This window comes from Yinghuangia aomiensis, assembly GCF_039542225.1.
Lineage (GTDB): Bacteria > Actinomycetota > Actinomycetes > Streptomycetales > Streptomycetaceae > Yinghuangia > Yinghuangia aomiensis.
This window is the reverse complement of record NZ_BAABHS010000070.1, coordinates 1-18,487: the sequence shown is the minus strand read 5'-3', so window position 1 is coordinate 18,487 and position 18,487 is coordinate 1. Positions and strand designations below refer to the sequence as shown.

11 protein-coding genes are annotated in these 18,487 nt (G+C 68.1%); 5 read left to right on the top strand and 6 right to left on the bottom strand.

Annotated features, from left to right (window positions below):
- Positions 1-329: 329 nt before the first annotated feature.
- Positions 330-1,079 carry a hypothetical protein gene (locus tag ABEA93_RS41280; protein ID WP_345681160.1) on the bottom strand — a complete coding sequence of 250 codons (750 nt, stop codon included), beginning with the start codon at positions 1,077-1,079 and terminating at the stop codon, positions 330-332.
- 284 nt (positions 1,080-1,363) lie between these two features.
- On the opposite strand from ABEA93_RS41280, the gene ABEA93_RS41275 reads away from it, so the two are divergent.
- The 3 genes from ABEA93_RS41275 to ABEA93_RS41265 all read left to right on the top strand — a co-directional run bounded on the left by ABEA93_RS41275 (position 1,364) and on the right by ABEA93_RS41265 (position 3,267).
- Positions 1,364-2,041 (top strand): DUF4241 domain-containing protein, encoded by a 678-nt coding sequence (locus ABEA93_RS41275; protein ID WP_345681159.1) that lies wholly within the window; start codon positions 1,364-1,366, stop codon positions 2,039-2,041.
- Between the two features lie 390 nt (positions 2,042-2,431).
- The gene (locus tag ABEA93_RS41270) at positions 2,432-2,920 is read left to right on the top strand and encodes a prevent-host-death family protein (RefSeq protein ID WP_345681158.1); all 489 of its coding nucleotides are present in this window, start codon (positions 2,432-2,434) and stop codon (positions 2,918-2,920) included.
- Complete coding sequence (locus tag ABEA93_RS41265) at positions 2,917-3,267, top strand: hypothetical protein (RefSeq protein WP_345681157.1); 351 nt, start codon at positions 2,917-2,919, stop codon at positions 3,265-3,267. Before ABEA93_RS41270 ends, ABEA93_RS41265 begins: the two co-directional genes overlap by 4 nt.
- 151 nt (positions 3,268-3,418) lie before the next feature.
- Here the strand turns inward: ABEA93_RS41265 and ABEA93_RS41260 are convergent, their stop codons facing one another.
- The 3 genes from ABEA93_RS41260 to ABEA93_RS41250 all read right to left on the bottom strand — a co-directional run bounded on the left by ABEA93_RS41260 (position 3,419) and on the right by ABEA93_RS41250 (position 5,347).
- Entirely contained in the window at positions 3,419-3,727 is a 309-nt protein-coding gene (locus ABEA93_RS41260; RefSeq protein ID WP_345681156.1) for a hypothetical protein, read from the bottom strand.
- Positions 3,728-3,959: 232 nt separating this feature from the next.
- A complete protein-coding gene (locus ABEA93_RS41255) occupies positions 3,960-5,024 on the bottom strand; it encodes a serine/threonine-protein kinase (RefSeq protein ID WP_345681155.1) in 1,065 nt (354 codons plus the stop codon).
- A complete protein-coding gene (locus ABEA93_RS41250; RefSeq protein ID WP_345681161.1) occupies positions 4,988-5,347 on the bottom strand; it encodes a hypothetical protein in 360 nt (119 codons plus the stop codon). Before ABEA93_RS41250 ends, ABEA93_RS41255 begins: the two co-directional genes overlap by 37 nt.
- A gap of 85 nt (positions 5,348-5,432) precedes the next feature.
- Here ABEA93_RS41250 and ABEA93_RS41245 point away from each other — a divergent pair, with 85 nt between their 5' ends.
- Together ABEA93_RS41245 and ABEA93_RS42285 are read left to right on the top strand one after the other, a co-directional pair.
- On the top strand, positions 5,433-6,461 hold the full coding sequence (locus ABEA93_RS41245) for a WD40 repeat domain-containing protein (protein ID WP_345681154.1): 1,029 nt from the start codon (positions 5,433-5,435) through the stop codon (positions 6,459-6,461).
- 1,000 nt (positions 6,462-7,461) lie between these two features.
- Positions 7,462-7,680, top strand: coding sequence for a helicase associated domain-containing protein (locus ABEA93_RS42285; protein WP_425585270.1), 219 nt, complete (start codon positions 7,462-7,464; stop codon positions 7,678-7,680).
- 470 nt (positions 7,681-8,150) lie between these two features.
- On the opposite strand, the gene ABEA93_RS41235 is transcribed toward ABEA93_RS42285, so the two are convergent.
- Both ABEA93_RS41235 and ABEA93_RS41230 read right to left on the bottom strand, forming a co-directional pair.
- Positions 8,151-8,705 carry a hypothetical protein gene (locus ABEA93_RS41235; protein ID WP_345681152.1) on the bottom strand — a complete coding sequence of 185 codons (555 nt, stop codon included), beginning with the start codon at positions 8,703-8,705 and terminating at the stop codon, positions 8,151-8,153.
- Entirely contained in the window at positions 8,662-18,396 is a 9,735-nt protein-coding gene (locus ABEA93_RS41230; protein ID WP_345681151.1) for a LamG-like jellyroll fold domain-containing protein, read from the bottom strand. The genes ABEA93_RS41235 and ABEA93_RS41230 overlap by 44 nt, the downstream gene beginning before the upstream one ends.
- Positions 18,397-18,487 lie beyond the last annotated feature (91 nt).

Genomic DNA, 18,487 nt, shown 5'->3' with positions numbered 1-18,487 from the left:
GTCAGCGCGAGGCCCTCCGCGCGGGCCCGGTCCGTCAGCCGGCGCACCAGCTGCGCGTCCAACTCGTCCGCGGCCCACACCTCGGTAGGCTCAACCGGAACCGGTAACCCACCCTGCTCGCTCGGGTGTTCGGACATCTGAGGCCTCCTCAGATCCAGCCATTACACCAAGAACCGTACAGACCCGGTACACGGCGAATACCGTCGCGGCGCCGGATCTCCAGGTATGGGTGAACGTCGTCTTGATGATCATGCGCGGATCGTACGAGGCGCCGCGGAGCCCCGACGAGAGGATTCCCCCTGGCAGTCGGGGCGTTCGGGTCCCCGAGCTCAGAACGGCGGGTCGTCCGTACAGCCGCCGGCGTCCCAGTCGACCGGTTCCGGGATCAGGCCGCGGGTGTCGTAGGCGCGGTGGTCGTCCTCGGTCAGGAAGCCGTGAACCTGGGACACCAGGTAGTCGCGGTTGACGGTCGGATGGCGGCCCAGCATGACCGCGGCCAGGACCGCGGTCTCTCGCGCGTGCGGCTCGGGGGCGTTCAGGTGGCGAGCCACCGCCTGGAGCAGGGCCGGGCGCAGCGCGAGGAACTCGGCCTGGGCGGGCGTGGGCGGGTGTGGGGGGTTGCCGGGGTGGAGTTCATGCCAGGCCGCTTCCGCGGCGAAGTCGGCCAGCAGCGCCAGGAGCGCGGTGCGCGGCGCCTGGTCGGCGCCGGGAGGCCCCTGGGGGTGGGGGATGCGGCGCAGCGTGCGCGGATCGTCCAGCAGCGCGGCAGCGAAACGGGCGACCGGCGGGACGAACGGGAAGATCGCCAGGTCGCCTCCCTCGTCCACGGCGCACCGGGTGACCGCGTCCAGGGCGCGTGCGGCGGTGCGGGCGTCCGGGTGGAGGAAGGCGCGCAGCAGGTCGGGAATGTCGGCGACCTGTTCGCCGTCGTGGGGCGGGCAGTCCACGGCTGGGCCGAATACGTGGCGCAGCGCGGCCCAGTCGGTGGTGTCGACGACCTCGGCAGCCGCCGGCGGGAGAACGGACAGGTCGGCCGCGGGCCGTGCTGTGTCGTGTTCGGAGGAGGTCACCGTGGCCATCGTGCCGACCCTGGCCGGGCGCAGCCGGCGTCGCTGGCAGCCAGGCCCTCGTGTCCGCGGGGCAGCGCCGCCAGCCGTGCTGTCCGGGCGGTGAGGGGTGGGCCGACGGGGCCCTCGGCACTCGCGGAAGTGGCGCCGCCGCTTCCGCATCCCATACCTCGAAGATCTCGGCATGGTCCGGAACCCCGCCCACGCCGCCCTCAACGACGGCCTGGCGGCCGCGCGGCTGTCGCCACTGCGGTCTAGCCTGCATCGGGTCGTCAACCGAACCATTGGAGCGTGTCGTGCCGCTGTCTGCCCCGGACTTCGACCAGATCTTCGTTGACGGCGCTTCCTTCGAGGGGCCGTGGGGCTCGGTCACGGTGGACCTGGTCGACGCCGGCCTGCTGCGCCTGTCATCCGGCCGCCTGGTCGCCGGGGACCCCTTCGGCGTGCTCTGCTTCCCCGAAGAGGCGAAACCCTTCACGGCGACCCTCCCCGTGGGTAACCATCGCGTGCTGATAGCGGCCCTGCGACCGAAACCCAAGGCCGACGACGCCGGCCGGCGCCGGCGGGGCCTCCCCGTGGCCTCGATGATCCTGTTCGAGGACACACCCGTGGCACGTTGGGATATGGCGCTCACCCGCGACCTCGACCTGAGCGGGCTGAGCGACCAGGAGTTCTACGGGTTCGGCGTCGACGCGGGTACCGCGGCCTACTTCGACCTCGATGGACTTTCCGAGCTCACCATCGACCTGGACGTCATGGACCACGACGACAGCGAGTTGTTCGAGGCCCTCATGGATACCAGCGGCATGGGCCCGGTACAGCTGACCACACCCGGCGGCCACACCATCGTCGCCTTCAGGTCCGGCCCCGGAGACGGCACCTACCCCACATGGATCGGCTACGCCCACGACGGCCGCCCCGCCCGGGTCGCGACCTGCTTCGAAATACTCCGACACGTCCGCCGCACCGGGTAACCGCCGAACAACTCGAACGGCTCACCGAAGCCGGCTTGGAATGGCGATAGGCGAGAAGGAATGCGCGAGATTCGCTCAGTCCGCTGTGCCGCCTGCAGCTTCGCGTGCTGCCTCATGGGCTGCCTCGCAGTCGCAGTCTCCGACATGGCTGGGCTCAACCCGGCAGAAGAACCAGTAGTAGGGCCCACCCGTCAGATACGACGGGTGAAACCGCCGGTCACAGTACCTCTCGCTCCAATGGTCCCTGCCCCGCTTGGCCACTGGGCCCACCTCTCACAAGCGTCAACGGCACGCACCTGCGCGCCCCCATCCGGGAAGAATGCCAGGCCCCAGGTGCTTCTCTGCCTGTTTCCGCTGGAACTCATACTGTGATCTGAGTACAGTCTGAGTATGAGCACTGTGCGCCTGGGGCCCGAGCTGGAGTCCGTCTCTTTCACCGATCTGTCGCGGAACCCGAAGGCGGTCGCCGCCAAGACCAAAGAACTCGGCAGCGTGCGGGTCACCCACCGGGACGCGCCGGACATGGTCCTGTGCACCGCCGCGCTCGCCGAACGCACGGAAGAGAACCTGACGACCGCGTCGCGGCTCTTCCTCGCCCTGATGAAGCAGGACGACGGCGCCCGGTCGCTGCTGCTCGCCCTCCCGGACGTCTTCCCGTGGGTACGGCACCTGGACGAGGAGGAGGTCCGCGCGTTCACCGTCGAACTCCTCGACGCACTCTCCGACGCCGCCGAACTCGGCCACCGCGACGCCGTGCACCGCACGATCGTGTCCTGGCTGGCCACCGCCCGCATCAACGCCGACCCGGCACAGCTCGCCGCGGCGCTGCAGCCCCTCGACGGAGACGACCTGGGCCCCGTCGAGGTGTGTGGCGGGTGAGCCCGAAGAAAGGCGACCGGGTCAGCGTCCCGCCCCTGGACGGATGGAACGTCGTGTTCGGGACGACCGACGCGGTGACCGGCTGGGAAGACCTGTGCCGCAGCGCGCTGCCGAACGCGCACCGCTGCCTCGACGCGCTGCGCACCGACCCGCTCTCCCGAGACAACTGGAACCGCCAGCACCAGCTCCGCGGACGGCACGCCACCAAAGCATGGAAAGGCTCCGAGCTGGAGCAATGGGAGTACGAGATCACCAGCAGCGGACGCGTCCGCTACCTCGTCAGCCCCGAAACCAAAACCGTCATCCTCGTCCACGCCTCACCCCGGCACCCCAAAGACACCGAATAGCCACGGCCACAGCTGGCATCCCCAAGTTCGGTGAAGTGGCGGTGGGGGGCGCCACGCCGACGTGGGGACGTAGGCGTGGGCTCCACAGCGGCAGGCTGTTCAACGGGGTTGCGTACGCCCTTGCTGATGGAGAGACCTCGTTGGCGCGGCGTCACTGGCAGGCGGGGACTTGAGCCTTGGCGTCGCCTCCGGTGTCGATCTGTCCGATGGGCACGTAGCCTTTCTTGCCCGCGACGGTCACGCGCAGCCAGGTGGAGTCAGGCGTGCCGTTGCGGTACTGCACCTGTCCGGCGATGTAGCACTCCACCGTCACGTGGGTGCCGTGGTCGGCTGAAACAACGGTGCGCCCTTTCATCTCCGGCGCAGGGAAGACGACCAAGGCGATACGAGAGGTGACCGTGCCTGTCACGGAACCGGCCGGCGACGACGGCAGCGGCGGCGTGGTGGTGGTGCCGGGCACGGAACCAGCCGCCGCGGCCGGAGGATCCCCGGAGGGGGTCTCCTGCCCGCTCCCAGGGCCCGCTTCCTCGTCCGTCCTCAGGCGGTCGTAGAGGGTGGTGCCGCCCCAGGCGAGGGCAGCCAACAGGACAGCACCGGCAAGGGCCGGCCGCATGACGCGTCGGCTCCTGGGGCTGGGGTCGCGGGCTGCGTTGTGCCGGGGGTTGTGTGGCGCAACGTTCCGGAGGCTGCTGTCACCGGGCACCGGGCACCGGGGTCTTTGGCGAGGCGGGCGTTGGGGGTTCCGCGGCGACGGGGCGTGCGGCTCGCCTGGCCTTGGACGGGCGGGCAGTCCTCGTCGTGTCGTCGGCCGCGGAACCCGGTCCGTCGGCGGCGAGGGCCCGGTCGGCGATCTCCAGGAGGGCGTGAGCCAGTGGCGACGGCAACCAGTCCTGGCCGCTGCGGCACCCTGCGTTCGTGGCCAGGTCGGACAGCGTGGAGCGCAGCCAGGCGGTGTCCGGGCGGGCGGCCGGGTCCTTGGCCAAGCATCTCGTCACGATGGCCAGCAATGCGGCTGGTGTACCGGCAAGGTCAGGCTCGTGGTGGGTGATGCTGCGCCACAGCACCGGAAGTTGGTCCCCGGAGAACGGGGCGTGGCCGGTGGCCGCGTAGGCCAAGACCGCCCCGAGCGAGAAAACGTCGCTCTCCGGGCCGACGTCGGCACGTTCGAACTGCTCGGGCGACATGAAGGCGTAGGTGCCGACCGTGTGGTCCGTGCCCGTGAGACGGCTCGCCCCGTGGCTGCGGACGATGCCGAAGTCGATGATGCGAGGGCCGTCGACCGCGAGCAGGACGTTCGACGGCTTGAGGTCCCGATGGACCAACCCTGCCCGGTGGACGTCCGCGATTCCCGCGGCCAGACCCGCCGCGAGACAGATCAGCGTAGGTTCGGGCAGGGCGCCGAAACGCGCCACGGCGTCGGCGAGGGGCAGCCCCGGAACATACGCGGTCGCCAGCCACGGAACGGCCGCCTCGATGTCGGCGTCGACCACCGGCGCGGTGAACCGGCTGTCCACCGCGCGGCCCGCGGCGACCTCCCGGGCGAACCGGCGACGCACGTCGGAGTCGCCGCCTGTCAACAGGTCGGTGCGCAGCACTTTCACCGCCACCGCCCGGCCCCGAGGCGACCGCCCCAGGTACACCCTTCCCATACCGCCGGCTCCGAGCAGGCCGACCAACTCGAACGGCCCAACCCGGCGCGGGTCGTCGTGCCCGAGCGCTTTCAAAACCTCTCCCGGCCATGCCGCTGTCGGTGCCACGACTGTGCCAGGCAGCCGACACCCAGGGAATGCACGTTCGAGTACCAGCGCATCGTCTCCGAATCCGTGACGAAGGTGGAAGACCAGCCCGTTCGACCGCCACGCCTCTGGCCGCCCTCGCCGCCGCTGCACGCCAGATCCCCGGCCAGCCCGGCAAAACGGCTCAGTTTCGACGCCCACAGCCTGGTGTCGGTCTCGCTGCCGGCTTCTTCCAGATGCGGAACCGGCCAGCATCGGATTCGGCAGCGCAACGCTCGCGCTGCCTCCGCTGCGCCTTTAACCTGGTCCAGCTTCGGTTCAGTGCGTTCCTTGGGGGGAAGCATGGCGCCGCACGACAGCGAGTATGCCGTCGGGGATGCCCCGGGAGACCGGGGAGGGGACCCGGCAGATGCTGATCCGCACGCCCAGATGACCATGGGACAACGAGCCTTCTACGCGGATCTGCGCGAGGTCGGTCACGTTCCTTTGCCGTCTCTGAGCACGCACGTACAGACCGGGGACCGGCGGGCGCTGGCGTTCTCGCCCGACGGCACCCTGATCGCCGCAACCATCGGGTATGGGGCGGTGGGGATGTCGGCTAGGGGGCCGATCCGGCCCGCGCCCTCACCCCGGACGCGGAGCACGGCCGAACGTGCCTTCTACGCGGCACTCGACTCCGTGCCCAGCCCCTTGGCACCTCTGCTCACCAAGCACACCGGGGTCATGTGGGCGATGGTGCCCTCGTTCGCAGGCACCGTGATCGCCACCACCGGCGAAGACAACACTGTACGGCTGTGGGACTACGCGACCCGCCGCGGAATCCGCTTCTTCAAGGCCCCCGGGCCAGTGTCCGCGATGGCAATCTCGCCGGACGCGGCCCTTATCGCCACCGGCGGCCGGGACGGATCGGTAGCACTGTGGACTCCGACGTCTCCCTGGCGAATCGCCCAACTGGACGCGCATACAGGCGCGGTCCTCGCCGCGGCGTTCTCCCCGGACGGCAGCCTCCTCGCGACCGCAGGCAAGGACAAGACGATACGGCTGTGGGACCCCGTCAACCACGAGCAGACCGGCCAACTCGAGGGCTACCACATGGCGTTCTCTCACGACGGCACCCAGTTCGCGACTGCCACCCGGGACGGGACCATACGATTCTGGGACCTGGCAACTCACCAGCAGACCGGCCAACTCGCCAGGCAGGCCAAGGAAGTGCGACGCCTGGCCTTCTCACCCGGCGGCGGACGGCTCGCCACCATCGACCGATCTCACGTACGGCTGTGGGATCTCTCCACACACGGGCACGACCACCAGATCGTCAGCGGCCCCTCCTACCCGGCCGCATACTCACCACCGTGCGGGGCCGCGTTCTCCCCAGACGGCACCCTCCTCGTCACCGGCCGGACAGACGGGACGGTCTGCCGACACGCACTCAAACGAACAACGAACGCGGAGAACTGACGCCACGTTGGCGGGGATTTGCGTCTGGTGTGTCAGCCTTCGCCCCGTCGTTCCCCGAGGATGTCCCCAACGCAGACCGCCGGCCCGCCGCCAGCCCAGCTCGCTGGCCACGAGTTGCTGTGGGGTGCGGGGCGGGCTTGACATGGCCGCCTCGTGGCTCCCGCTCGCCAGCGCGGGGGTGGGCACCGGTGGGGGTGGGGCCGACATGGTCCGGCGGCGCCGGGCCGGGGGGCACCGCGGGCGGGGGTCAGGCGCCGGGGCCGAGGTGGGAGACGTAGGTATAGGCGCCCCAGTCGGAGTCGAGCTCGGCGATGACGTCGTCCCAGATATCGGCGAGCGCGGCCTGGTTGCTGGCGACGAGGGCGTCGTCCCAGAATGTACCGGACCTGCAGCCGGCGCACCCGCAGATTGTGCCGGCGCCGGGACGGGACGACGAAGTCCTGATTGACCGGGTGGATCTCCACCGCGGCGCCACGGCCGTTGTTGTTCAGGTGCTGCTCGAGCGCGCCGGGGTTCGACCAGGACGTTGCGGGCGCGCAGGTTCCAGTACGCGGTGTCGACGGCCTCGGCCTTGCCGGGGCGCGGCCCGCAAGCCGACCCCTGCCCAAGATCCGACCGACAGTCGCCGGCTACCCCCTCGGCATCCGGACCAACCGCCAGCGCACCGCCTATACCGCGGGCACCCTGACGGGCTTGCGCGTGCAGCGCCTCGCGGGGCTGGGCATGCTCTGGAACCCCACGGCGCCGCCTTCGACGACGGCCCCGCCGCACGCGCGTACTTCGCAGACCATGGCACCCTGGCCGCCCCCGCACCGCCACCGCGCTCGACCGGCCCATCGGGCAGTGGCTGCCCAACCAACGCCGCCCCGGGCTCTCGGCCGGCCACCCCGAACGCACCGCCGCCCTGGCGGCGATCGACCCGGACTGGAACCCGTCATGGCCGCTCGACTGGCAACGCCACTACGCAGGCGTACGCGAAACCCTCGCCGCCGGAGCGGAATTGGGCAAGCTGGCGCCCGGGGTCACCATCCACGGACACGACATCGGACACTGGCTGGACCGCCAGCGGCAGCCAACGACCTGGCGCGGCCTGTCGACGAGACAGCGTGAACGGCTCACCGAGCTGGGCGTGCGAAGCGAACGTCCGAGGTCGCCGGTGAGGATGCGCGGGTGGCGCCGCCACCACCACAGGTCCGGGCCAGGCAGCCTGTGGAACTGACCGAGTGCTTGGCCGTCGTCGTCGATGGTCGCGACCTTGTACCGGTCGTCCAGAGCTTTGATCCGCGGGGTCCAGAGCTGGACCACGTGCTCGTCCAGCAGGAGCCACGCCTCGTACAGCCAATTCCGGCAGTAGAGATCGTTGGTGTACTCGCAGACGTCGTCGCCATAGCCGCGCTCGACGGCCCTCACCAGGACAGCCCACGCTTCCACCCGCTCAGCGACCGTGAACACCGCCCGCCAGCCACGCTGGCGCAACAGCGCCCCCACTTCGGTTTCCCTAGCCGGGGCGCGGCCCGGCTTGGGTGAGGTTGCCCGCGCCGGTCGGTCGACGGTTATCCGCTCCCGAGGGCCTGCCAGGCGGGGGTGCGGGCGTGGCCGGTGCTTGTGTGGGGGCCGGCTGTCCGGGGGTTTTCCGCCGCAGCGGGCGCGGGGTGATGCCGCCCCGGCCGCCGCTGCGTTCGTAACTCCCTACACGGTGGGGAGCATCGTCTGGCCATCGTCCTCCGGCCAGTCTTCCGGAAATACGGTAATGGCCGCGCGATCGTACTTCAGGCCGCGCGCAATTCCCGTGATTCCTCCCGGATACCGAAACCATTCGTCACCTTTGTCCGCGACGATCACTGCATCCCACGCGTTGGGGTCGTTCCCCGAAACATACCAGGCACACTCATCACCGTTCGGAGTCATTCCCCAGCAAAGGATCCCGGACTCGCCGTCGTACACCGGATAAGGGAAATCCTCGGGCTCGTGCGGGTCTTCCATGATCTGATCCATCCACCGAGTAAAGGCGGCGTGCTTCGCTGCCAGGTCGTACGTGCCCTCCGGATCGTCGCTCTCCGGTGGAATCACCCAAATGAACTCCCACAGTTCCAAATCCGGGTAATACGACACCAGGTACTTGTAGTCGTCCGGAAGTCGTGTCCCCAGCCGAGCCTCAACGGCATCCCAGTCGAAGACCCGCACCGGGCCCATCGGGGCCTCAAGGCCCAAAACCGTGACCAGTTCCGCAATTGGATCGGACATAATTCCTCACAGTGTCATCAGAAGCGCCCTGAGGCATGGCGCTACCAGATTTTTCCGGGACAACCACGTTACAGAAGGGCGTCACGGCTCCGGTGTGCCGGTCGATTTCCCAGACATTCATCGAGTAGGCGTCCGGAACGACATTCCCAAGGGTTAGGTACATGGGTGTGACCACGTAGAGTACCGCCTTTTTCCCATTCCCGTCGTTCAGCCATGTCTTGGTCCGCTTCTCGACGGTCTTCATCCAAGAGTTGTTCGTGGGGTTCTGGGTACACGTTGTCACGTTCAACGGATCCCGCCCGTCTCCACCCAAAGCATTCCCGTAGAGGTGGCAGCGAGCCATTTGACTGGCACCTTGCGGGTTTCGGTTGGGGAAGCCCGGCGGCATTATCCTTTGCGGCACAGGGTGACCCTTGCCGTCTCCAGTGCAGGATATCCCGAAAGCACCGGCCGGGACCGACGCTCCAGGAATCACATTGTACTGGTATGGGCGGTAATTGATTCGGGACTTCTGATCCACGTCGCAAATATCCGGCCTGCCGTTACTGTCTCGCACCGAGGGGCCACCGGGGCCGCCGATCTCGTTAATAATACGGTCTGCGAAATCCTGCGCGGCATCGTCGCTCATGAAGACAGACTCGCCAGCCGTAGGCGCTGTCCCGCTCAGGTCTACTTCGACCGGCTGGTAGGGCGCACCTTGCTGGCTCGCCAAGATATCGTCCAAGGTCTGCAGAGCCGTGATGAGGGCCAGCGCATTTCGGATGGACGTTATGGCCTCGAGCAATCCGTTGGCGACCACAGGGACCGCAACGCTCGGGACGAAAATCGGCGCTATGGGCACGACCGGCACGATGGGGAGAATCGGCTTCTTTTTGGTCGGCGGATTGATCGGTTTATGAGGGCTGTTGTTGCAGCGACTCTTGCACTTGCCACCGCCGCCGCCCCCGCCACCTCCGCCGCCACCGCCATTCGACTTGGGGAGGGCGTAGCCGTGCTGTGCGAGGCGGGGGGCAGCGGCGTAGCCACGCTGTGCCATCTGCGGCTTCAGGGCGGTCCACTTACCGAAGCCGTAACTCACCTCGCAGCCCGTGAACAGGCACTTGATTTGTTTGCCGGCTTCGATGTAGTCGTCGCTATTGCAGACGATGTCTGCGCCAAGCGCGGGCAGGCCACCGCCCTTGACCACGACCTTGCCAGCTTTGTTCTTGGCGAGGCTTCCGACGACGCCGCATTTTCCATGACCGGTCGGGTCGGTGACATCCAGCGGGTCGCCTTCGCCGTAGGCGTAGCGATTTGCGGCGCCGGAAGGGTTGGGGTCGAGGGTCCAGGTGTCGCGGCTGTCGAATCCGCCGGCGGCGGGGTCATACCAGCGCGCGGCCATGTTGACCTGGCCGGTGTCCGGGTCGGTGTACTCGCCCTGGTAGCCGAGGCTGGGCAGGCTGCCGGTTTGGGCTTTGACCTTGCCGAAGGGGTCGTAGGTCTTCGAGCCGGTCACGGCGGCCGTCTCGGCGTTCAGAGACCCAACGACGTCTCCGTGCTGGTCGCTGATGGCGATTTCGGGACTGCCAAGGAGCTTTCCGCTGGAGAGAAGGCTGCCGTCCGGCGTGCGCGCGAATCGTGAGGTGCCATCGGATACCAGGTTGTTGGTCACGCCGTCGTAGCTGAAGGCTGTTGCTGTGCCGCGCTTGGACACGCGGCCGAGCGCGTCGTAGTCATACGTCTGTGCGCCGTCGTTGATGAGTTGTTCGAAGGCATCGAACTGCATCTGCCGTGTCATTCCGGGCACGGTGACGGTGGCTCGGGTGCCTCGTGGTGTGTATGTGTACGAGGTGTCGCCCGATTGCGTCAGGCGGTTGCGTGCGTCGTACGTCGCAGTCACGCCGTCGGCGGAGGTGCGGTTGCCAGCCGCGTCCCAGGAGTAGTTCGTCGTGCTGGCCCCGTCGTTGTGGCTGGTGAGCCGGCCCGATTGGTCGTAGGTGTACGTGTTAGACGACGCGCCTGCGACTCCGCTGGTGGTCTTGCTGGTCATGCGGTCGTCGAGGTCGTACCCGTACTGCATCGCGATCTGAGGTGCGCGGTTGGTGTCGAGGGTTGTGTCGCTGACCATACGCCCCAGGTCGTCGTACTCGTGGATGCGCTGCCCCTTGTAGGGAATCGACATCGGAGACAGCTGGCTTGTTGTTTCTCCGGTGTCGAAGGCTGCCTGGGTCATGCCTGGAGCGAAGGCTTCTTGCCCGAGTTGGCCGTCGGGGCTGTACCAGTAGCGGAAGTACGTGTTGCTGAGTGGGTCGTAAGCCTCATCGAGCAGCCCTCGGTCGTCGTAGGAGAATTCGGCGGTCCCGGCTGCGTCGTTGCGTTGGATGAGTTCGCCTTCGGCGTTCCAGTCGTACGTGCTTTGTCCGCTCGGGCCTGCTGTCGACAGCAGCAGTCCGCGGTCGTTGTAGGTGTAGGTGTTGGGAGTTACGCCGACGGCCCCCGCGCGGGCCGTGAGCATGCGTCCGGCCTTGTCGTAGGTGAAGTTGCGGGGAGCTGTCGCGGCCTCGGCGCCTGTGCCGGTTTGGTCGGTGACCAAGCCAAGCGGGTTGAGCGCGAGTTCCGTGCGCACGCCCCCGGGTGCGACCTGGGCCACTGCCTGTCCCGCGGCGTCGTACACGCTTGTCCATGTGCGGTCGGCGACGTTGGGGTGGGTCGGGGTCGCGGGGTCGATGGTGGACTCCGGGAGGCCCCAGGCGTTGAAGGTGTGGACGGTGGCGTTGCCACGGCCGTCGACGAAGCGGGTGCGGTTGCCGGCGGCGTCGTAGTCGAACGTGACGCTGACCGATTCGGTGGCGGAGACCTTCTCGGTCTGGGTCTTCAGGCGTCCTCCGGCGTCGTACGCGAACGTCGTCTGGCCGCCCCCGGGGGTCACTGCCCGAGTGGTATTGCCGTCCGGGTCGTAGGCCTTGGTCGCCGCACGCAGGACGGTTCCGTCGGGGCCGAGTTCCTGAACGGCGTCGAGGCGCCCGGCAGGGCTGTACACGTTGCGCGTGGCCCGGCCCGACGGAAGCCTGGTCGTGGTCGGTCGGCCGAGTCCGTCGTACGCCTGGGTCGTTGCGTAGTCTGCCCCGTCCCAACTGGCTATCGGCTCGCCGGCGGGGTTGTACTGCGTCGAGTTCTCCCGGCCGGACGGCGAACTTGTCCACACCAGGTTGGACGCGTCGTCGTAGGCGTAGTCGGTGACGAAGTAGTCGGGCACCGGGTAGCGGTCGGACTGGGTCAGGCTGAGTTGGCGTCCCAGCGGGTCGTAGGTGGCCTCGGTCCGAGCACCGGTGGGCCCGGTTTCGGACAGCCGCAGGCCGGTGGACGTGTACGTGTACTTGGTGGTCGGGAGGTCCGGTCCAGGAGCGGTGCTTTCCAGCAACGTTCCAAGCTGGCCATACTTCGCAGTCGTGGTTCGGCCCAGCGGGTCGGTGGCACTGATCGGCCGGCCAAGTTTGTCGTAGGCCTGGCTGCTGACCGGTGTGATCGCGCTGGTGCCGCCGGGCGGGGTGTATGCGGGAAGTGTGGTGCTGGTGACCAGGCCGCGGCGGTCGACCTCGCTGGTCGTGACGCTTCCGTTGGCGTCCCGTGACTGCAGGGCTTCGCCGAACGTGTTGTAGCCGGTCGTCACGGAGGGACGGGTCAGCGTCGGCATCTGGCCGTTGACCGCGACGATGGCCTCGGGAGCTGTCGTAGTGACGGGGCGTCCGAGGACGTCATAGGTCGTGCTGATGCGGTAAGGGGTGACGTCCGCAGCTGCGTTGCCGTTCGGCCCGGTTGCGCTGGTGACGAGTCCGCGTTGGTCGTAGGTGCGTGTGCTGACGAGGTCTCCGTCGGCGCGTCCGGTGCCGTCGGCGTTGCGGACGGTTTGCTTGACCGCGCGTCCGGCGGCGTCGTATTCAACGTCGACGATCTCGGGGAGGGCGATGTCCGGCCCGGTGCGGAGGGTTTTGGTGATGTCTCCGGCGGCGTTGTATTGGAAGGAGGTCACCCGGTGCAGGCCGCCGGGGTCGAGGATCTGCTCTTGTATGCGGCCCATGGCGTCACGTGTGATGTCCACGGTCGTCGTGCCGCCGCCGGTCGTGGTGCGGACGACGTTGCCTGCTCCGTCGTACCAGTTGCGTGCCAGCACGATGTCGTGCTTCGCACCGGCACCGTTCTGCACATAGCGCGCGATGGTCCGGGCGAGGGTGTCGTCGTCGTAGTACTGGTACTCGGTGATTCCGCCGAGCGAGTCGGTGACGGATGCCAGCCGTCCCGCCGGGTCGTAGGCCCGCGACTCGAGCATGAGGTCGCGCGGGGCCGCCCCCCAGGGGTCGTCCTTCCAGTTCAGCAGGGTGGTCGTGGCGAGTTGGCCGGTTGGCGTGTACGTCTGGACGGTGGTGTCGCCCTCGGCGTTGGTCACGCGTTCCTGTCGGCCGAAGGCGTCGTAGCCATAGGCTGTGACGTTGCCTTCGGGGTCGGTGACGGATGCAAGGAGCCCCTTGTTGTCCCAGACATTGGTGGTTGTCCGTGCAATGTCGCCGCCGGTCACGTCTGCGGCCGTTTCGGTGAGGAGGCGTCCGTCGGCGTCGAATGTGCGCGTGGTTCGGCCGGTGTGCACGACGTTTGTGATCTCGTTGCGTACGCCGGGACCGGTCGCGGTCGTCGCGTGCGACATCGGGTCATAGGTGTAGGTGGTGGTGGCCCCGCTCGGGACGGCGTCCGAGATGGCCGTCTCGGTGAGGATCCGTCCGATGCCGTCGTAGGTGTAGCGGGTCGTGAGGCCTGACGGCACAGTGACCGTGGCCATGTCCCCGTTGGGGTAATAGCGGTAGGAGGTGCGTCGGTCACCGGGTTCCACGACGGAATCCAGCAGGCCGGCGGGCGTGACCCCGCCGCCTTCCGCGGCCGTCGACGCGCTCGTGTACGTCCGCGTGGTGCGGGTTCCGTCGGGGTTGATGACCGTGTCCGACTGCCCGCTGGTCGTGTAGGTGTACTGCGTGCGGTAGGTGTTGTCCCGGGCGTCCACCGACCGCGGATCGCGTGTGGCCGTCATCTGGCCGTTGCGAGGATCGAGTTCGTTGTCCGGGTTGTGGAAGTACTCCTGGTACCCCGTCCAGCAGGAGTTGCTGGACCGGCATGTGGTGCGCGAGACCTCGTTCCCGCGAGCGTCGTGCCCGCTGATGGTGACGTTGCCGTTGGCGTCGGTCACGGTGTGCCGGGACCCGCCGGCGTCGTAGCTGTAAGCGGTGGTTCCCCCGCTGGCGTCCGTGGTACTGAGGACACGACCGCGCAACGCGTCGAACGTCCGCTTCACGGTCTTGCCGACCGGATCAGTGACGGTCACAGTCTGGGCCAGTCGGGAGTTGGTCTGTGCGGTGCCGGCCGCGTAGTGGGCGTTTACTTCCTCGGCATCGAGCGCCTCGCGGTAGAGGGCTGCTTCGTCGATAGAGCCGCGGAAGAATCCCTTGACATCGCTCGGTGCGGCCGGCCAGCCGACGTTGTTGACGGTGCCGGCGCCGAGGGTCAGGTAGGGATCGACGGTGAGCGTGGTGAAGTCCTTGGTGCCGACCGCAATGCCATCGACGTACAGGGTTTGCTTGCCGGTAGTGGGGTCGACGACCAAGGCGGCGTGATGCCACTGGTTGTCCATGACGGAGTCGGGAGAGGTGATCGGCTCGGGGGTACCGTGCCATGCTTCGCCGCGCAGGTGTCCGTCGGTGCCGACGTAGAGCATGGGTGTCGCGGGGGTGGTCGCGTTCCCGTAGGGGAATTCGGTGGTGGAGTATCCGGCGACGACGCCCGGAGCGTCGGTACGGAACCAGGTCTCGAAGGAGAAAGCGTGGTCGGTCGGAAGCTGTCCGGCCGGGAGTCGCAGGTGGGAGCTCGTCCCGTTGAAGCCCATGGCGCGGTCGCCGTCCGCGCCGAACGCGCCCTGAACCCCGTACTGGACGTCCCAGATGCCGGCGACATCGGTCGTCGGAGGCGCGACGAGGTTGCGGGCGATGCCGTAGGTCATCGGTGACATCGCCCAGTACCCGACGGGGCCGGCGTCCTCGACCCGCTGCCGGTACTGCGACACGCTGAGCGGGCCGATGTCCGCGTGGCTGGCGACGGTGGCCGGGTCGAGGGACTTCTGGTAAACCGCGACCTCGTCGATCAGGCCGTCGAAGTAGCCATTCCCTGCCGGTGCCTTCTCCCAGCCTTGGGTCCAGCCGGCGCCGATGAAGTTGCGCACGCTGCGTTCGTGGAAGGTGCTGCCTTCCTGTGTTCCGACCAGGGCCCCGTCGAGGAACATGTTGTGCCAGCGTCCGTCGCTGGTCAGCGCCACGTGATGCCACTCGTCGTCGGTGACGGTGTCGGGGGAGACGATCTGCCCCATCGGCGTGCTGGTGTAGAAGCGGCCGCGCAGCTTGCCGTCGGTGTCGACGTACAGCGCCGGGGTCCAGTCCGTGTGTGCCGTTTCGTCCATTCCTTCGGACTGGTAGGAGAACAGCACGCCGGGGTTCGACGTCTTGAACCACATCTCCACGGACACGCGTGCGGCGCCGTGCACCAGGTCCGGTGTGAGCTCGACGTAGGAATTTGTTCCGTTGAAACGGGCTGCTCCGTCCCACCGCATGACGCCCACGTCGTCTGTGGTGTCATGGGCCGAGCCCTCGCCCCAGTTGGCTCGTGCGGCCTGCTGCGAGACCGCCTGGCCGCCGTTTGCTTCGTTCAGCCGCCAGTAGGACCACGGACCGCTGCCGGCGACCGCGGCGCGGTAAGCGGGAGCCGTGCTGGCGAGCAGACGGGAGCGAGCCGTGTAGTGCTCTGCGACCGTGGCTGCCTCCAACGGCTTATCGTAGAAGGCGATTTCGTCGATGCCGCCCTGGAAGTACATGCGTGGTCCGGTGGCTGCGGGCCAGGTGTACGAGTCGGTCAAGCCGGCGCCGAACACGATGTAGGGATCCACGACGACCCATGTCGACTGGATGCTCCCGAGAGGCTTGCCGTCCAGGTACAGGGTCTGCGCTTTGCCGTCGCCTTCGACGCTCAGGACCACGTGGTGCCAGAGACCGTCGTTGACGGCTTGGGGAGACGTGATGGTCTGCGCCGATCCCGACCAGGATTGGCCGCGCAGCTTTCCGTCCGTGCCGACGTAGATCAGCGGCGTCGCCGGGTTGGCGTCCTCGGCGAAAGGCTTTTGGGACATGCCGGCAATCACGCCTGCACTCTCGGCCTGGAACCATAGTTCGAGGGAGAGGCGCTTGTCCGGGGTCGCGAAGGCGTCCTGCGGGAGCTGCGCGATGGAGCTTCGTCCGTTGAACTTGGCCGCGGTGTCGTCACCGGCCGCGAAGACCCCGGAGTTGCCGAGCCGTACATCCGAGTAAGCGAGCGAAGGGCCTCCGGCAATCGCATTCGCGCCGACGGTGCCCTGGCGCTCGCCGAGCCGCCAGTAGCCCTTGGGGCTCGCGGCGGCGACGGCTGCGGAATAGGGGGCAGAAGAGCCCTCGTACGCCGGTGCCGACAGCTTCCAGACCCCCGCGTTGGCGTCGGTCACCTGGGTGACTCGGCCCGAGCTTGTGTCGTAGGCGATCTCGGCGTGTGCGCGTCCCGAAGGCAGCGTGACCTTGGAGGCCTGTGCGGCCGCGCGGCGGGCCGCATAGTGCTCGGTGACCGTGGTCGCGCCCAGCGGACGGTCGTACAGCGCCACTTCGTCGATGTCGCCGTCGAAGTAGCCCTGAGGATCGTTCTCCCAGCGGGCCGGCCATGCGTCGTGGGAACCGCCGGCGCCGATGGTGTTGTATTCGTCGAGGTTGCTGATCTGCCCGGCGAGGCTGCCAACCGGGCTGCCGTCCAGATAGAGCGTCTCGGTGTCACCCTGCCCGGCGAGGACGGTGTGGTGCCATTGCCCGTCGTTGACGCTGCCGCTGCTGGTGATAGGGCTGAACTGGCCGTTCCAGTACTGTCCCCGGAGCTTGCCGTCGGATCCGACGTAGAGGACCGGGACGCCGCCCGTGCTGCCTGTCTGCTGCTCGACGGGCTTCTGGCTGTAGCTGAACAGCGTGCCGCCCGCGGTGGTGCGGAACCACAGTTCGACGGTGAAGTACGGGTTGGATCGGACGAGGTCCTTGGGCAGGTCGACGTAGGAGTTCGTGCCGTTGAAGTGCGCCGAGCCGTCGGCGGCGCTCGCCAAGGCTGCCTGCGCGTTGGCCGTCACGTTCTTGTACGTCCCGTTGTCCTTGCCTCCTTGGACAACCGAGGCACTGGCCGCGGTCGGTCCGGCAGCGTCGCCGAGACGCCAGTACGAGCGCGGGTTGGTGTCGACGACCACGCCGCGGTACTGCGAACCGGTCGCGTACTCGTACTTGCTGCAGGCAGTCTGCGGGCCTGGCGCAGTCGGTGGCGGGCATGCCGAGACCAGGCGGTCGCCGTCGTAGACGTAGGTCCACTCGAGTCCTGCGGCCCCTGTGACAGGGCTCGTGGTCACCTTCGTGACGTGGGAGCCCGTCCACGCGAATTCCAGGTACCGGCCAGAGGCGGTGTCGGTGGCGCGGGAGAGCTTTCCGTCGGGACCGTAGGTCAGGGCCTGCGTCCGTCCGGCGATGTCGGCAACGCTCGTCAGTTTGCCGTCCCCAGCGAAGTTCTGCCGTGTGCCGGACTTGTCGGCATGAATCCAGCCGCCTCCGGAAGCGGCCGTGAATGTGGCGAACCCGGCGCTGGGGGCCGCGTAGCTCCCGTCGGTGTTGCGGCCGAACCGGACTTGCTGGCCGTTGGCGAGGACGACGACCACGTTGCCGGAGCCGTCGTTGTCCGGGAGCGCGCGCATGTCCCAGCGCGACGTCCAGCCTTCGCCGAAGACACCGTCCGTGCGCGGGTCGAGGGAGTTGTAGGTGCGCTGGACTGTCAGCTCCGGGCCCACGGCGGCGACCGAGGCGTCGCTGGCGCCCGTGGTGTAGTTGCCGACCTGCACATTGAACTCGTGGCCGTCTGTTCCCGACGCCAGGTGCGTGGTGACGGCCGGCTGGGGCACCTGTGTCGTGAAGAACATCGGGCGAGCCGTTGTGCCTGTGCCACCGCCGAGGTCACCGACGATCGCATACCAGGCGTAGGTGGTGGCCCATTTCAGGTTCCAGTCGCGTGGCACGACGAACGACGACGAGGTCGTCGCGCCCGACGTGCGGCAGTTCTTGCGGCTGTCGGTGCCGTCGGTTTCGCAGACCTCGAACTTGTAGTCGATGCCGAGGTTCGGCCAGCCGTCCGTGTCGTGGCCGGATGCGAACAGCATTGGGCTCAGCGTCGGGAAGGTGTAGCCGTTCGGCGGCCAGACCGCGTCGAGGATGGGGTCGCGGTTCGGGAACGTGAACACTGCCGGATTGGGTCGGACGCTGGCTGCTGCGCCGTCACCCACGTAGGCGTACCAGGCGTATGTTCCGCCGCGGGTGAGTCCCCAGGATGCGGGGACGGTGAACGACGTCTGGGTCTGCCAGGCGGAGGCGCGGCAGTTGACCCGGTAGTCGGAGCCGGTCACGTCGCATACCTCGAAGAGGTAGTCGAGGCTGGGGCGTGGCCAGTTGTCCGGGTCGGTCCCGGCAACGGTAAGGGTCGGGGTCGCCGTGGGGGATTCGTAGCCGATGCCCGGTGACATCGAGGTCAGGACGGGCCAGTAGTTGGGTCTGATGCAGGTTTGGGTGACAGGTGCGGTCACGCAGCCCGGGCGGCTGGCGCGGCCATGACGGTTTCGTATTCGACCGGGGTCAGTCGGCCTAGCGAGGCTTGTCGACGGCGGCGGTGGTAAG

Excerpts from the sequence above, each read along its gene's own strand:
- ABEA93_RS41280 (WP_345681160.1), bottom strand. The coding sequence starts at position 1,079 with ATGGCCACGGTGACCTCCTCCGAACACGACACAGCACGGCCCGCGGCC.
- ABEA93_RS41235 (WP_345681152.1), bottom strand. The coding sequence starts at position 8,705 with ATGTCCGATCCAATTGCGGAACTGGTCACGGTTTTGGGCCTTGAGGCC.
- ABEA93_RS41250 (WP_345681161.1), bottom strand. The coding sequence starts at position 5,347 with ATGCTTCCCCCCAAGGAACGCACTGAACCGAAGCTGGACCAGGTTAAA.
- ABEA93_RS41270 (WP_345681158.1), top strand. The coding sequence starts at position 2,432 with ATGAGCACTGTGCGCCTGGGGCCCGAGCTGGAGTCCGTCTCTTTCACC.
- ABEA93_RS41245 (WP_345681154.1), top strand. The coding sequence starts at position 5,433 with ATGACCATGGGACAACGAGCCTTCTACGCGGATCTGCGCGAGGTCGGT.